General features: G+C 50.7%; 15 protein-coding genes and 3 tRNA genes. 12 read left to right on the top strand and 6 right to left on the bottom strand.

Annotation, left to right across the window (positions count from 1 at the left end):
- Positions 1 to 72 precede the first annotated feature (72 nt).
- A complete protein-coding gene (argA, locus tag WN16_RS22760) occupies positions 73 to 1404 on the bottom strand; it encodes an amino-acid N-acetyltransferase (protein WP_003034012.1) in 1332 nt (443 codons plus the stop codon).
- A 233-nt stretch (positions 1405 to 1637) separates the two neighbouring features.
- Here argA and amiC point away from each other — a divergent pair, with 233 nt between their 5' ends.
- The 10 genes from amiC to WN16_RS22710 all read left to right on the top strand — a co-directional run bounded on the left by amiC (position 1638) and on the right by WN16_RS22710 (position 11326).
- Positions 1638 to 2891, top strand: coding sequence for an N-acetylmuramoyl-L-alanine amidase AmiC (gene amiC, locus WN16_RS22755; RefSeq protein WP_032937467.1), 1254 nt, complete (start codon positions 1638 to 1640; stop codon positions 2889 to 2891).
- 373 nt (positions 2892 to 3264) lie between these two features.
- Positions 3265 to 3834 carry a fimbrial protein gene (locus WN16_RS22750; RefSeq protein WP_016150922.1) on the top strand — a complete coding sequence of 190 codons (570 nt, stop codon included), beginning with the start codon at positions 3265 to 3267 and terminating at the stop codon, positions 3832 to 3834.
- A gap of 61 nt (positions 3835 to 3895) precedes the next feature.
- Complete coding sequence (locus tag WN16_RS22745) at positions 3896 to 4453, top strand: fimbrial protein (protein WP_003840934.1); 558 nt, start codon at positions 3896 to 3898, stop codon at positions 4451 to 4453.
- A gap of 10 nt (positions 4454 to 4463) precedes the next feature.
- Complete coding sequence (locus WN16_RS22740; RefSeq protein WP_003840932.1) at positions 4464 to 5012, top strand: hypothetical protein; 549 nt, start codon at positions 4464 to 4466, stop codon at positions 5010 to 5012.
- A 12-nt stretch (positions 5013 to 5024) separates the two neighbouring features.
- Positions 5025 to 5621, top strand: coding sequence for a fimbrial protein (locus WN16_RS22735; protein WP_003840930.1), 597 nt, complete (start codon positions 5025 to 5027; stop codon positions 5619 to 5621).
- Positions 5622 to 5739: 118 nt separating this feature from the next.
- On the top strand, positions 5740 to 6426 hold the full coding sequence (locus tag WN16_RS22730; protein ID WP_003840927.1) for a fimbrial chaperone: 687 nt from the start codon (positions 5740 to 5742) through the stop codon (positions 6424 to 6426).
- 41 nt (positions 6427 to 6467) lie between these two features.
- Positions 6468 to 9080, top strand: coding sequence for an outer membrane usher protein (locus WN16_RS22725; RefSeq protein ID WP_044699758.1), 2613 nt, complete (start codon positions 6468 to 6470; stop codon positions 9078 to 9080).
- Positions 9077 to 9670: a type 1 fimbrial protein gene (locus WN16_RS22720; protein WP_003840923.1), complete on the top strand. Its 594-nt coding sequence runs from the start codon at positions 9077 to 9079 to the stop codon at positions 9668 to 9670. The genes WN16_RS22725 and WN16_RS22720 overlap by 4 nt, the downstream gene beginning before the upstream one ends.
- A gap of 15 nt (positions 9671 to 9685) precedes the next feature.
- Entirely contained in the window at positions 9686 to 10270 is a 585-nt protein-coding gene (locus WN16_RS22715) for a fimbrial protein (RefSeq protein ID WP_003840921.1), read from the top strand.
- 12 nt (positions 10271 to 10282) lie between these two features.
- Entirely contained in the window at positions 10283 to 11326 is a 1044-nt protein-coding gene (locus WN16_RS22710; protein ID WP_016150919.1) for a fimbrial protein, read from the top strand.
- A 141-nt stretch (positions 11327 to 11467) separates the two neighbouring features.
- Here WN16_RS22710 and WN16_RS22705 read toward each other — a convergent pair.
- The 3 genes from WN16_RS22705 to WN16_RS22695 all read right to left on the bottom strand — a co-directional run bounded on the left by WN16_RS22705 (position 11468) and on the right by WN16_RS22695 (position 11898).
- Positions 11468 to 11544: transfer RNA gene (locus WN16_RS22705), tRNA-Met, on the bottom strand.
- A gap of 152 nt (positions 11545 to 11696) precedes the next feature.
- Positions 11697 to 11773 (bottom strand) — tRNA-Met (locus tag WN16_RS22700).
- Between the two features lie 48 nt (positions 11774 to 11821).
- Positions 11822 to 11898: transfer RNA gene (locus WN16_RS22695), tRNA-Met, on the bottom strand.
- Positions 11899 to 12103: 205 nt separating this feature from the next.
- Here WN16_RS22695 and mltA point away from each other — a divergent pair.
- Positions 12104 to 13201: a murein transglycosylase A gene (gene mltA / locus WN16_RS22690; protein ID WP_003846494.1), complete on the top strand. Its 1098-nt coding sequence runs from the start codon at positions 12104 to 12106 to the stop codon at positions 13199 to 13201.
- 109 nt (positions 13202 to 13310) lie between these two features.
- Complete coding sequence (gene tcdA, locus WN16_RS22685; RefSeq protein ID WP_003846496.1) at positions 13311 to 14117, top strand: tRNA cyclic N6-threonylcarbamoyladenosine(37) synthase TcdA; 807 nt, start codon at positions 13311 to 13313, stop codon at positions 14115 to 14117.
- Positions 14118 to 14194: 77 nt separating this feature from the next.
- Here the strand turns inward: tcdA and csdE are convergent, their stop codons facing one another.
- Both csdE and csdA read right to left on the bottom strand, forming a co-directional pair.
- Positions 14195 to 14641 carry a cysteine desulfurase sulfur acceptor subunit CsdE gene (gene csdE, locus WN16_RS22680; protein WP_003840390.1) on the bottom strand — a complete coding sequence of 149 codons (447 nt, stop codon included), beginning with the start codon at positions 14639 to 14641 and terminating at the stop codon, positions 14195 to 14197.
- Complete coding sequence (csdA, locus tag WN16_RS22675; RefSeq protein ID WP_044699753.1) at positions 14641 to 15846, bottom strand: cysteine desulfurase CsdA; 1206 nt, start codon at positions 15844 to 15846, stop codon at positions 14641 to 14643. Before csdA ends, csdE begins: the two co-directional genes overlap by 1 nt.
- Between the last annotated feature and the right edge of the window lie 95 nt (positions 15847 to 15941).

The following is a 15941-nucleotide window of genomic DNA, read 5'->3' as shown; positions in this document are numbered from 1 at the left end:
CGTCTGATCAGGCCTACGATCTGCATACCAAAGATGTGCCAGCGAACTATATGCCGCATCCGGCAACCACTCCTATGCCAAATCCGCCATCAGCACTTTTGACCGCCGCTGATAGTTGTACATCTCTTTTTTGCTTTCCGGCAGCAGGTCGATATCTACCGGCGTGAAGCCTCGCTCCTGAAACCAGTGGATGCTGCGCGTGGTCAGCACGAACAGCTTGCTCAGCCCCATCTGCCGGGCCTGCGCGGCGATCCGTTCCAGCAACACTTCCCCGCGCGACGAGCTACGGTAGTCCGGATGCACCGCTACGCACGCCATTTCGCCAATTCTCTCTTCCGGGAAAGGGTAAAGAGCGGCACAGGCGATAGTCAGGTTATCACGCTGAATAATCGTGAATTTGTCGATCTCCATTTCCAACTGCTCGCGCGAGCGGCGGACCAGAATACCTTGCTGTTCCAGCGGGCGGATAAGCTCCAGAATCCCGCCGATATCGTTGATGGTAGCGCGACGGATCTGCTCGGCGCTTTCCATCACGATCTGCGTACCGATGCCGTCACGGGAGAACAGTTCTTGCAACAAGGCGCCATCTTCCTGATAGCTGATCAGATGGCAGCGGCGTACGCCACTGCGACAGGCTTTCACTGCTCCGCGCAGGAAACGCACCGTACCGGAGCTGTAATCGCCTTTCTCTTCCTGCAACTCAACGCGAGCCTGAGCTTCGTTAGGAAACAACTCGGAAATAATATCGCCATCATCGTTGGTGACACCCTGAGACGAGCAAAAACCGATCATTTTCTCTGCCTTCAGTTTGATAGCCAGCTGCGTGGCGACCTCTTCTGACGTCAGATTAAAGCTCTCACCAGTGACGGAAACGGCGACCGGGCCCATCAGCACAATCGCGCCGCTATCTAACTGGCGGTGAATGGCATCTTCATCGATGCGACGAATACGCCCGCTATGGCAGTAATCTACGCCGTCATCAACGCCCAGCGGCTGGGAGATAATAAAATTACCGCTGACCACATTGATGTGTGCACCCTGCAATGGCGTATTATTCAGGCTCATCGACAGGCGGGCGGTAATATCAAGCTGAAGTAGCCCCGCAGCCTGTTTGACCAGCTCCAGCGTTTTCGCATCGGTGACGCGCGTGTTTTTGTGGTACACCGGCTCATGATGATGCGCCGCAAGATTGGCATCAATCTGCGGTCGTGCGCCATAGACCACGACCAGGCGGATGCCGAGGCTATGAAGAAGACCAATGTCATTGACGATACTGGAAAAGTTTTCATGCTCTATGGCTTCGCCGCCCAGCATAATGACAAACGTTTTTCCCCGATGGGTATTGATATAGGGAACAGAATGGCGGAATCCCTGTACCAGTTCGGTTCTACGCTCCTTCACCACGGCACACCCTCATTGCATGAATATTCGTAATTTGTGTATTTTTATTCTGTTTTTGCGCTGTGCGCAAGCGTAATTTTTACCCATGCCGAAGATTTTTGTCAGTAATGCCGTGAATATAAAAAGAATGTTTACCCTTTTATAGATGACAGATTATGCGTCATTCGCTAAAGTTTCCGGTCAATTCGGACGTTTTACGTATTACTCATTACAGATTTCTTTTGCTCGGGAGAAGCATGTCGGGATCCAACTCAGCAATCAGTCGCCGCCGTTTACTGAAAGGTGCGGGTGCTATGTGGCTTTTAAGCGTCAGCCAGGTGGGTCTGGCTGCCGCGAGTCAGGTCGTTGCCGTACGTATCTGGCCTGCGTCCAGCTATACCCGCGTCACGGTAGAATCTAACCGTCTGCTGAAATACAAACAGTTTGCCCTGAGTAATCCTGAGCGTGTGGTTGTGGATATTGAAGACGTTAATCTGAATTCGGTGCTCAAGGGCATGGGAGCGCAGATTCGTCCTGACGATCCGTATATTAAGTCGGCGCGCGTTGGCCAGTTTGATCCAAAGACCGTGCGGATGGTGTTCGAGCTGAAACAGAATGTGAAGCCGCAACTTTTTGCGCTGGCTCCGGTGGCAGGCTTTAAAGAACGTCTGGTGATGGATCTCTATCCCGCAAATGCCCAGGATGTTCAGGATCCGCTGCTGGCATTGCTGGAAGATTACAACAAGGGCGATCTGGATAAACAGGTACCGCCTGCGCAGAGTGGCCCGCAGCCGGGTAAAGCGGGACGCGATCGCCCCATTGTCATTATGTTGGATCCGGGCCACGGCGGGGAAGACTCCGGTGCGGTGGGGAAATACAAGACGCGTGAAAAAGATGTGGTACTGCAGATTGCCCGCCGTCTGCGAGCTCTCATAGAGAAAGAGGGCAACATGAAGGTCTTTATGACGCGAAATGAAGATATTTTCATTCCGCTTAAAGTCCGTGTGGCAAAAGCGCAGAAGCAGCGCGCAGACCTGTTTGTCTCTATTCACGCCGATGCCTTTACCAGTCGACAACCCAGCGGTTCTTCGGTGTTTGCGCTCTCGACCAAAGGCGCGACCAGTACCGCAGCGAAATATCTGGCGCAGACCCAGAACGCCTCGGATCTCATTGGTGGCGTCAGTAAGAGCGGTGACCGTTACGTCGACCACACCATGTTTGACATGGTGCAGTCGCTGACCATCGCCGACAGCCTGAAGTTTGGTAAAGCGGTATTGAATAAGCTTGGTAAAATCAACAACCTGCATAAGAACCAAGTTGAACAGGCCGGGTTTGCGGTACTGAAAGCGCCGGATATCCCGTCCATTCTGGTCGAAACGGCATTTATCAGTAACGTTGAGGAAGAGCGCAAACTCAAAACGGCGACCTTCCAGCAGGAAGTTGCAGAGTCGATTCTGGCAGGGATTAAAGCCTATTTTGCCGATGGGGCGACGCTGGCGAGAAGGGGATAAATACACGTCCTGGCATTCTGATGCGATATAACGAATGATTGTCCAGGACGAAATATTATAGTAGGACTATTTACAGGTTCATTTATTATTATCGGATAAATTACAGATAACATATATTCATAAAGTATCTTGTTGATTATATAATTTTAAAATTAATACATCTGTTTGAAGTTTATTTTTAATTATTTGGTGGTGTTATTTTATTTATTAACTGATAATTATTTCATATTGATGTTTTCCTAAAAATAAATCTAATGATGTTTTCTGGCACATAGTGTCTCTTCACTTGGGATATAATTTTATCGCATCACCTCTGGTAGGAATGCAGACACCATAAATTATGGTATTGGATATTTATCACCAAGGGAAAAAAATGAAAAAATTTACTATTGCAGCCATTGCTATGGCATTTGCAGGAAGCGCTTTTGCGGGCGATCAGGACTCTGCGGATATTCACTTTGCCGGTGAAGTACAGACTAACATCTGTACGGCAGCGCTTTTAGGGGGAGGAACTTCAGTGCAACTGGATCCGACTGACGTTAAGACCGTCTCGGCAGCCACCACTGACTCGGTAATGAAAAAAGACTTCACAGTCTCTCTGGACTGTACGGCCCAGGGTTCCAAAGACAAAATTACCGGTGCGAGCTATGCCACTGTAACAGGCTATCTGGCGGCTGCAAAAGGAACAGCGGTTAATGCCAGCACTTCTGCGCTGGATAACACCGACGTTTCTGCTGCGGGTGCGCAAGGGGTTGGTTTCCAGGTGCAAAACAAAGACAGCAGCAATGCAGTCCAGACGTTTACCACCGCGGATCGCCAGGCGAAAGTGATCGATACTGCGGCGCCAATGCTGTTTAACTACAACGTTGGCTACCTGAAAACCGGTACCGTCAGCGGCGGTCTGGTTGCAGCTGACGCCATGTTTATCGCAACGTATCAGTAATATCAAAATAATGTCAGGCAGGGCCGTTGAGCCCTGCTTTTTCATCCAGGAGGGAGGGCGTATGCGTAAAGGAAAACCGTTATTGTTGCTCCTGATGATATTCGGTCTGTTAAACGGGCAAGGGGCGCTGGCTGCGGTTGCCCCTGATGCGGAACTTATTGTGCAGGGGCGTATTTATAGCACAACCTGTACCGTACAAACGCCGGGAGACGGTACTTCGATAGCGTTGGAGGAGGTGACCACACAGGCATTACATGATGCACGAAGCTTTCCTGTTTCGCCGAAGGAATTTACGATTAATGTCAGTTGTTCTTCACCTTCAAACTGGCATGAAGTGACGGGAAAATTTACCACTGACGGGGAGATCGAAGGTTCCAATTTTTCTGTTCATTTAAAAAATACGATTACCGATACGACTGGCGCAAAATATGTCGGCCTACAAATTAAAGATAAAATTACCGATACTGTTGTTGATTTCAGTGCAACGCAGCAGTTCACGTTAGCTTTTAGCAATGAGGACAGCGCCTCATTTAAGTTTGAAGTGGGTTATATGCCTTATGGTGTGCCGGAAAAGGGCGACGTACATGCGGCGGCGACCTTTACCCTGACCTATGCCTGACGGAGCGTCTGTGAATAAATTAATTGTTCTGCTGCTGTCTGGGCTGGCGTGGGTTAATTCAGCGCGTGCTGCCGATACGGTGGAATATGAATTTACCGGTCGGGTGACGGAGTTAACTTGTAAGGTGGAACTTTATTCCTACACGGGAACACCATTAAGTGCTCTTTATGTCGGCGGGCTCGTGATCGATACTCTGCCAGCCATAGGTGATATTACTTGGGTATCGAATGCGGGAGATTATTATTTCCGCGTTTCCTGCCCGTCCGGATATAAGGCGTCAACAGTGACAGGAAAAATAAGTACATCGCAGGAGGTTGATGCCGCCACCCTCGCAATAAAATCTGAAGATAGAAATAATCAGTTTGGCTTCGTTTTTAAAGATACCGATCAGAATATGATGATTGATTTTAGCACGGCGGAAAATACGCAGACCCTTGTCCAGGATGGCGATGTAAAAAGGGCTGATTTTAATTTTATAGTGGGTGTCGTGCCTTACGGTGTGAACGTGAACTACGGTTTCCTGCAAGCTTCTATTATGTTTACTGCCACATTTGAGTAACAGGGGAAGAAAATGAAATATTTACCATTCCTTTTGTCTCTGATGGCTTTCTGTGTTTATGGTGCAGCGCCGGTTTACGACACGGTACAGACGCCTGAAATTGTTGTTTCGGCTTTCGTCGAGCCTATACCCACACAATGTAAAGTATGGGTCGAGGTGGATGGCGTGAGCAGCACCACTATTGCGTTAGAGACGGCTTCCCTGAAGGAACTTCAGGGGGCGACTTCAGGCGCGCTGCATCAAAAGAGTTTCGCTATACGTTCTGAGTGCACTCAGGCCGAACAATATTATCCGAATATTCGTTGGGTGACGAGCGGAGAGACCGACCCTGCAACCTATGCGTTAAAAAATACCGCCTTATCAGGCGCGGTAAACGTTGGTTTCCTGGTACAGGATCAATCAACACCACCGGGCTCAGTCGTGAATTTCCAGACGGGTAGCCGAAAAGATTATGAATATGTAGATCGCGGCCGTTGTTATAAATTAGAGGAAGGTGAACGAGTCTGCTTTAACTGGGCGTCAACCTATTCAGTCGGTTATATCGCCTACGGTACGCCCGGCGCGGGCATTGTTACTGCCGATGCTACCGTAATTATTAATGTTGAATAAAATAGCTAAAATATATTTGGTTGGTTTATATATCAGATTTGCATAGTGTAAAAATATTGTTTCTGTCAAAGGGATTTATATGAAAAGGTATTCATGTTCGCTATTTATTGCGTGTTTGATGACGCTCACTACAACTTCATCACTGGCCAGCGTGGTGATTCAGGGAACGCGGGTCATTTACCCTGAATCGGCGAAAGAAGTAACGGTAAAAATGGTAAATGAGGGCAGGTCGCCTTTATTGGTCCAATCCTGGCTGGATGACGGTAATGAAAACGGCGATCCGGCTAAAATGAAGCTACCGTTTATTGTCACTCCCCCCGTCTCGCGTCTTGATCCACAAAAAGGCCAGAGCGTGCGTATTACCTGGACCGGTAAGGCGTTAGCGCAGGATAAAGAGAGTATTTTTTGGTTTAACGTGCTGGAAATTCCACCTAAAGATAAGAATGCGGAAGGGAAAAGCAAACTTAATCTGGCTTTACGTTCGCGGATTAAATTCTTTTATCGTCCGGCCTCATTGAAGGGCAGCTTTATTGATGGTTTAAATAATGTTAAGTGGTCGCTGGTCAATGACGCGGGTAACGTGGCGATCGTCCTGAAAAACGACTCGCCTTATTATCTCTCACTGATTGGCGGCGCGGTGTGGGCAGGGGCGAAAAAATATGACTACAAACCGAAAATGCTGAGTCCTTTTAGTGAGGAACGCTTTGTCGTACCGCAATTAACCACGACTTCCGTTAATAAAGTGTCATGGGTTGCGTTGAATGATTACGGTGCGGATGCGGAAGTCGTCAAAACGGTTAAATAAAAAAGTACCCGCAGAGTAACAGGATTATTAATTAAAAGGGAATGATGGTGCGCCGATTATCACGATCTATTTATTTATCGACGTTTCTGACTGGCTTTTTTTCGCTGACATCCGCACAGGCAGATGAAGGTACGCCCGATGAAAGCGCCAGCACCGAAATGGTGGAGTTTAGTGACGCCTTTTTAATGGGTGATGCGGGCAGCCAACTTGACCTGAAGCGTTTTTCACGTGGTAATCCTGTTCTTGCCGGAACATACAACGTTAAAGTTTTCCTTAATGGCAAGGAAATGTTCAAAACTCCGCTGACTTTTCACGAAAACAATACGGATTATGCGTCGGCGTGTTTTACCCATGCGCTGCTGGAACAGCTCAGTGTGGATCCCGAGCCGCTAAATCAGGAGGATGAGGATGGCTGTTATGATCTGGCTGCCACCCTGCCGAAGTCATCCAGCCGCTACGACCCATTGACGCAGGAGCTGAATGTAACCATCCCGCAGGTCTATCTGGTCAGTCATCCTGCCGGCTATATTCCTCCTTCGCGTTGGGATTCCGGGATCCCGATGGCGTTGCTCTCCTATAACGCCAACGCCTGGCATTCCAAAAGCGACAATACCACGCAGGACACCTTTTACTCCGGGTTGATGTTGGGTTTGAACCTTGGCGCATGGCGTTTACGCTCAAATGGCGCATACAACTGGGATAACGATAACGGCGGAGAGTACAGCAGCTACGATCTTTTTATTGCACGCGACATTGTGCCGCTGCGCGCAAAACTGGAAGCGGGGGACGTACGCACCAACGCCAACATGATGGATTCCGTTTCGCTGGACGGTGTGCACCTTTACAACGATGCACAGATGGATCCGTCGGCTAACAGCTATGTGCCGGTGATTCGCGGCGTCGCGAACAGCAATGCCAAAGTGACGGTACGCCAGGAAGGTCGTATTGTTACGCAGATCACCGTCCCTCCGGGGCCGTTCGCCATCAGCGACTACTATGCCGCACAAAACGGCAGCGATCTGGATGTTACCGTTGAGGAGTCTGATGGCAGTACGCGCGTATTTTCTATGCCCTATGCCTCTATTGCCCATTTACTGCGTCCTGGTGAAGTGGACTGGGATATCGGTATCGGCACGGTGGATAAAGACACGGTTGATGAAACGCTGTGGGCGGGAGTCGCCACCGCCTCTTACGGTCTGAGCAATATGTTTACCGCCTACGGCGGTGTGCAAATGGCAGACAACTTATACACCGCTGGAATGCTCGGCGTAGCAATGAACACCAGCATTGGGGCGTTTTCATTCGACGTGACGCACTCACAAACTACCGCAGATGACGTTGGCACTTTAAAAGGGCAGAGCTACAGCCTTAACTACAGTAAAAATTTCACGGCGACGGGGACCACCTTCAGCGTGGTCGGCTATCGTTTTTCCTCTGAAAACTACATGTCGATGAACGATGCGCTATCGCTCAAAAATACGCTGAATAATTATGCTTCCGATAAAAACACCACGACGCAGGAGGCATATCATGCCTATACACGCACGCGCAATGAGATACAGGCCAACGTCTATCAGGATGTGACTATCAATGGTGAAAGTTATGGCTCGTTTTATCTGAACGGGACCTGGCGTAGCTATTGGGGCGATGATGGCAATACCTCGCAGTATTCCGTAGGTTATAGCAACTCTGTGGGGAGCGTGAGTTACAGCATTTCCGCCCAGCGCAGCTATGACGAATTTGGCGAAGAAGACGATAGCATCAACCTGGGTTTCTCTATTCCGTTGGGGTCAGGCTCCAGCGTGGACTATCGTCCGTTCTCCAGTATGAGCGTCAACAGCAGTAGCGACTTTAAAGGTAATGACAGCGTCAGCGCGATGGCGACAGGGAGTTCTCGGGACAATATGTATAACTACTCTCTGAACACCATGAGCAGCCGCAACAAAGACAGCGAAGACCTCACCACGATAGGCAGTTGGGTGACGCGCAACGGCGCGTACAGCACCACCTCATTATCGGCGACGCAGGGGCTTAACGGCGATCAACAGTACTCGCTAAGTACAACCGGTGGCGTGGTGCTGCACAGCGGCGGGCTGACGCTGGCCTCCGGCTATTTAACGCCAGACTCGACGATGGCGCTGGTGCACGCCAGCGGGGCGAAAGGCGCGTCCGCCTCAATGGGCAATGGGCAGATAGACGGTTTTGGCAATATGGTCGTCACCAGCCTGAGTCCCTACCGGGAAAACACCGTCGGTCTGAATATTGACACGATGGAAAACGATGTGGCGATTAGTAATACCACCGGTGTCGTGGTGCCGACCAGCGGGGCGCTGGTGCGTGTGGATATCGAAACCGACGCTCGTAAAGCGTTTATGCTGGAACTGATGCGCGACGATGGCGGGTTTATTCCGCTGGCGGCAGATGTGCAGGATAGTGCTGGCAGCTCGGTCGGCACCGTAGGCCAGGCGGGGATTGCCTTTGTGCGCGGCATGGATGACAGCGGTACGCTCTCCGTCATTTGGGGCAGCGGCGCAGAAAGCCGCTGTCAGGTGAGCTATCAGTTAGATGGCAATGCCAGCATGATCGGTAAAACGCCGCTTATCTCCGGTCTGCGCTGCCGGATGTCCTCAACCAGCGTGAAGGTGACGCCATGATCCATCATCGAATTTTTCGCCATGTAGTATTAGGCCTGTGTTCATTTTGCTTTAGCGCTGCTGCTTTTGCTGATTGCCTGGCAAAAAGTGATCCGTTGAAATGTATGGGGAGTACCAAGACGGTTGATGTAACCTTTACCGCAACTCTTCAAACTCCTTCGTGCAATGTTTCTTTAGGGGGAGAGAGTAATCTGGGAGGAAAGTCTCTCGTTATTGATTTTGGTCAGATTATAGCGCGTGATCTGGATTTGAATGATGAACGTTATAACCGTCCTTTAGGTATATTTTTAACTGGTTGTGACAATATGCTTAATAAAGCAAAGGTGACTTTTTCCATAAATAGTGCTGATCTCTGTTCAGATCCCCATAAAACATGCCTCGGGATGGGGACAATGTTGGGATTAAAAATTAAGGATCGAGTCAAGGGAGATTTTATTACATTCAACAGCGAGAGGGATATGACGTTGAATAGTAATGGTGAGGGGTATTTCACGATTTACGATATATATATTATGGCAGCCTTTGGGGGGGCTACAATGAGCTCTGGTTATTTCGAGGAATCGTTTCAAATCATTGTCCGTTATAACTAAATACCTGGGGTTATCATGCGCTATTATCTTCCTTACCTGTTCACGTTAATCCTGTCTTCTCCAGCGCTGGCGGCAGAAACGTTTATTGCTGCACCCACGATGGATGTTACTGTAACGGCAACAACCGTATTACCCGTATGTAATGTTAGTGTTGCACAGGAGATAACCCTTCCTGATACACATATAAGCCAGTTTGCTGCCGGCGGTGTATTGAACGCTTTAACCCCTACTGATTACAGTGGAGGAGATATCTATACGCCGTTTAATATTACGCTCACCAACTGTGGCAGCGAAACGGCGTCAATATCCAGAACAATGCGTTTAACGCTTCGTAATATAGGTGCCGGACCTATTATCGATGGCGTATTCAGCGATTATTTACAAAACAGTACCAACGTTGGCATTGTTATTTTTAATACGGATGGCGCCAGCGCAAGAAATGTCCTGCTGGATGAAATTATATTCACTAATCAAATTGCTACGAATAGTGAACAAGTCTTCCATTTCGCGGCGCGTTTTCAGAAAGTGGGCAACGGTGAAAGTGGCGTCGCAAGCGGATTGTATGCAGCGAAAGTTTCCGTGACCGCAGCGTATGAATAAAAAGGATATGTCATGCTGAAAAAATATGGATTTATCATGCTGTTATTGCTGGGCTTATGTGGCGTTCGCAGCGCATTGGCGAGTTGTGCATTTACCACGCCAACGGGAACATATATTGATCAAACTATGGCATCGTCGCCCGTAACGGCGGTCACGCTGACAAGCACAAATTTGCAGCAGTTATTCCAAAGTTCGGTGCTGGTTGGCGGACCGGTCATTTCCACCTGTAATCCGTCCACGGGAACCGCCATCACCGTATCGGGGGATGGTTTTTCTTCGGGTTCACTGCCTGAAACGATGCCTGATGGTGGTTTGCTGATAGGCGGCATCGCCGATGGATTTGGTTATGGATTCTGGTACACCGTGACCTATGGTGATGGCAGTGGAAGCGTTTCGGGGCATCTTAAAAAAGGGGGGATGTTCACCGCGACGCCTGCCCAGCTTAATGGCGCAAGGTGGGAGTTTCAGGCCGAATTATGGTATGCGGGGGGAAGCTATGGTGATAAGGTAAAAAAGAGCCAGATCGTGGCAGTGAACACTACGTATTTTAAAGTGGGCTTTAGTAATGTTATGAAAGGGTTTCGTTTTAATTCCCCTGCCATTCCGATTACGCCAACCACTTGTAACTTGTCTATTGACAGGTCAAAAGTCGATTTTGGTTCGTTTAACTTTTTGCTCTATGGCGGAACGGGGGGAGTTAAAAATGGGCCGTATCAAGAGATACGTGTTAGTAACAATAACTGCAAGATGACGACTAAAATTGAGACTCGTATACTGAGTAATGGGAATCCGGTGAGTTCTGACCAGCATTTGTTGCTAAACAAACTGGCTGGTGATGATGCCGCCAGCGGTTTTGGTGTGGCGCTTTATACTTTTGACAATCCCCTTATCATTGATGCTCTTTCGGGGAACGGAGACATTAGTGGCCCGTACACTTCCGCGCCGAAAGAGTTTGATGCCTCTGATCGTATTTACTTATATCTTGAGCCCGACGGTACGCCGCTAAGGAATGGGAAATTCGAGGCTACCGCTACTATTAACGTCAGCTACTATTAACCCCAATGAACGACCACTGCCTGTGCCTTTGATCGATACGGGCGGATGACAGAACGGCAGACACAAAAAAACCGCATAAAGCGAAACGCTTTTGCGGTTTTATTTTTTAAGGTCTTATTTAATAGCCTTAACAAACTATGTTGGTTGCGGGGGCCGGATTTGAACCGACGACCTTCGGGTTATGAGCCCGACGAGCTACCAGGCTGCTCCACCCCGCGTCCGTCTTTTCGCTTCGTATTTCAAACCACATCTGCGTTGGCTTTCCTCTTTCACCTCAGTCACTTACTGGAGTAAGCTCCTAAGGATTCACTGCGTCGCCACCTTGCTGTGATTTGAACTACTTTGCAAAAATATTACATCAGATTTTAATTGGTTGCGGGGGCCGGATTTGAACCGACGACCTTCGGGTTATGAGCCCGACGAGCTACCAGGCTGCTCCACCCCGCGTCCGTCATTACTCTTCCATCGAGTAACGTTACTGCTTCTGATTTTAATTGGTTGCGGGGGCCAGATTTGAACTGACGACCTTCGGGTTATGAGCCCGACGAGCTACCAGGCTGCTCCACCCCGCGTCCGTGGATGCGCACTATACTCTGCTAATGATTTCATGCAACCCTTTTTTCACCTTGATCACGTTTTTAGGGTGAAAACGAACAAAAACAACGCATTCTGGACTGTTTTTTGCGCAAAATTTGCGTTCGGGTAGGTATACGCATTTCATTAGGTTCGGGGGTTTGTTATCTTCGTCTCGCATTCAGGCAACATAAGACGAGAACAATGAAAGGACGTTGGGCAAAATATCTTCTGGCGGGAGCTGTAGTCGCGATGCTCGCCGCGTGTTCCTCAAAACCCACCGATCGTGGGCAGCAGTATAAAGACGGGAAATTTACCCAGCCTTTCTCACTGGTGAACCAGCCTGATGCGGTTGGCGCGCCAATCAATGCCGGTGATTTCGCCGAGCAGGTTAATCAAATTCGCAGTGCATCGCCACGTTTGTACGGTAACCAGAGCAACGTTTACAACGCTATCCAGGAGTGGTTACGTGCGGGTGGCGATACGCGCAGTATGCGCCAGTTTGGTATTGATGCATGGCAAATGGAAGGGGCGGACAACTACGGTAACGTCCAGTTTACGGGTTACTACACGCCGGTTATCCAGGCGCGCCATACGCGTCAGGGCGAATTTCAGTACCCTATCTATCGCATGCCGCCAAAACGTGGGCGCTTACCAAGCCGTGCCGAGATTTATGCGGGCGCCCTGAGCGACAATTATATTCTGGCGTACAGCAACTCCCTGATGGATAACTTCATTATGGATGTTCAGGGCAGTGGTTACATCGATTTTGGCGATGGCAGCCCGCTTAACTTCTTTAGCTATGCCGGGAAAAACGGCCACGCCTATCGCAGTATCGGTAAAGTGCTTATCGACCGTGGCGAAGTGAAAAAAGAAGATATGTCGATGCAGGCTATTCGTCATTGGGGTGAAACGCACAGCGAAGCCGAAGTGCGTGAGCTGCTGGAGCAGAACCCATCGTTTGTCTTCTTTAAACCACAATCTTTTGCTCCGGTGAAAGGGGCCAGCGCGGTACCGTTGATTGGCCGCGCATCCGTGGCTTCTGACCGCAGTATCATTCCTGCGGGCACAACGTTACTGGCGGAAGTCCCGTTACTGGACAATAACGGCAAGTTTACCGGCCAGTACGAACTGCGTCTGATGGTGGCGTTGGATGTGGGCGGGGCGATAAAAGGACAGCACTTCGACATCTATCAGGGTATTGGCGCAGACGCCGGACACCGTGCCGGGTGGTATAATCACTACGGACGCGTGTGGGTGCTGAAAACCGCGCCGGGTGCGGGTAACGTATTTAGCGGCTAGTTGCCTGATGGCGGCTAGCCTTATCAGGCCTACAAATTAGCGCGTAGGCCGGATAAGCGAAGCGCCATCCGGCAGCCATACTGCGTACTATTAATGAATTTGAGGTGTTATGTCTGTGGTTATAAGTGATGCCTGGCGTCAGCGTTTTGGCGGTACGGCGCGTCTGTATGGCGAAAATGCGCTGCAACTGTTTGCCCAATCGCACGTTTGCGTGGTTGGGATTGGCGGAGTGGGGTCATGGGCGGCGGAAGCGCTGGCACGAACCGGCATTGGCGCCATCACGCTCATCGATATGGATGATGTGTGTGTCACCAATACTAACCGCCAGATCCATGCTTTACGCGATAACGTCGGCCTGGCAAAAGCTGAAGTGATGGCTGAACGTATCCGCCAGATTAACCCGGAGTGCCGGGTGAACGTGGTCGATGATTTTGTCACGCCGGATAACGTTGCTGAATATATGAGTGCAGGATTTTCGTATGTCATTGATGCGATTGATAGCGTGCGCCCAAAAGCGGCGCTGATCGCGTACTGTCGGCGTAACAAAATTCCGCTGGTGACCACCGGTGGTGCGGGCGGACAGATCGATCCTACGCAGATTCAGGTCGTTGATTTGGCAAAAACCATCCAGGATCCGTTGGCGGCCAAGCTACGTGAGCGGCTGAAAAGCGATTTTGGCGTGGTGAAAAACAGCAAAGGCAAGCTGGGCGTGGACTGTGTGTTCTCGACCGAAGCGCTGGTGTACCCGCAGGCAGATGGCTCGGTATGTGCGATGAAAGCGACGGCGGAAGGGCCGAAACGTATGGATTGCGCATCCGGGTTTGGCGCGGCCACGATGGTGACCGCCACCTTTGGTTTTGTTGCCGTCTCCCATGCGCTGAAGAAGATGATGGCCAAAGCGGCGCGCCAGCCCTGATTGTGTCGGATGGCGCTATGCTTATCCGACCTACGGTTTGTGCGGTGTTGTAGGCCGGATAAGATACATCAGCGCCGTCATCCGGCTTTCTGGGCAGCCTCGATAATTGCCTCGTTCAGAGCATGTAGCCCCTGGCTACGCGAGGCGCTGAGCTGCGCGCGTAAACCCAGCTCGTCAAATAATTCCATTGGTGAATGCGCCAGTAACTCGGCGGCCGTTTTACCTTCGACCGCGGTGAGTAATACCGCCAACAGCCCGCGTACTATTCGACCTTCGCTGTCACCAAAGAAATGCAGAGTGCCATTCTCATGAAGAGTATGCCCCAGCCAGACGCGGTTTTCACAGCCCGCGATTTCTTTGGCCTGTGCTTTTAGCGCATCCGGAAGTGCCGGCAACTGCTTACCCAGCAGTATCAGCTGACGATATTTATCTTCCCACTGAGTGAGCGGGATAAAGGTATTGCGTAACGTCTCTTCGGTTACGGTTGTGCCAAACGGGTGTCCGGCGAACAGAGGGCTTGTCATTAATCCACCAATATTTCCAGCGCGCGGTCGACGGCTGCGACCAACGCATCCACATCGCTTTGTGTATTATAAGGGGCAAATGAGGCGCGTAGTGTCCCGGATACGCCCAGTTCTGCCAGTAGCGGTTGCGCGCAGTGTTGCCCCGCGCGCAGCGCAATGCCATATTCGGCCAATAGCGTAACCATATCGCTGTGATGAACACCCGAGAAATCAAAGGCTAACAGACTGGAATCCTGGCAGCGGAAGGACCGAAAGCCGGGGCGTTTCGCCAGCGCTTCTTCTGCCAGCGTCGCCAGACCCCGGCTCCAGTTTTCGGCCTGTGCAACGTCGACGTCCGCCAGCCATTCGAGCGCTGCGCTTAGCCCGATAACGCCAGCAACGTTAGGCGTACCGGCCTCCAGCTTCCATGGGGCTGCCTGGGTGGTGAAACCGTCGAAGCTGACTTCGCTAATCATCTTTCCGCCGCCGAGCCACGGTGACATAGCTTCCAGTAATCCAGGCTTACCGTACAGCACGCCAATGCCGGTTGGACCATACAGCTTGTGGCCCGAGAACGCATAGAAATCAATATCTAACTGTTGTACGTCGGCAGGAAAATGGACAATCCCCTGGGCACCATCAACCATCACCACCATGCCAGCCGCATGGGCGAGCGTGATGGCGCGGGCCAGATCCGGGCAGCCACCGGTGACGTTCGACATTTGCCCGAGTGCCAGAATGCGGCTGCGCGGGGTAATGAGTTGCGTGAGGCGCTCAACGTCTGGCAATAAATCGGGGGTGAGTGGGAGTTTGACGACCTTAGCCCCCGTTTGCTCCGCGACCATCAGCCAGGGCACGAGGTTGGCGTGATGTTCCGCTGCGCTAACGATAATCTCATCACCCGGCTGAAGGCGTGGACGCGCATAGCTTTGAGCAACCATGTTGATCGCTTCCGTTGTGCCGCGGGTCCAGACGATGGTTTTGTCATCCGGCGCATTAATCAGGCTTGCGACTTTTTCCCGCGCGGCTTCATAGCGTGCGGTCAGGCGCTGGGCTTCAGCAAACTGGCTGCGATGGACGTTTCCGGCGCTCAGGCTATAAAACTGGTGGGTAGCCTCAATCACCGCCTGTGGCTTCAGCGCCGTAGCAGCGCTGTCGAGATAGACGCCAGCATCGTTGAGTGCGGGAAATTGTGCGCGAAACTGCGCGGGGTTAAAAGCGTTCATGGTATTCCTCAGTTCAGTAAACAGATCGTGGCGCAAAAAGGGCATTGATACAAGGGTTGCGCTAACCATCGGAATACTCTGGATATCCTGGCAAA

The organism is Citrobacter sp. ABFQG (genome assembly GCF_004322975.1).
GTDB classification, from domain to species: Bacteria; Pseudomonadota; Gammaproteobacteria; order Enterobacterales; family Enterobacteriaceae; genus Citrobacter; species Citrobacter freundii.
The sequence above is the reverse complement of the archived record's forward strand: the minus strand, read 5'-3'. Positions and strand labels throughout refer to the sequence as shown.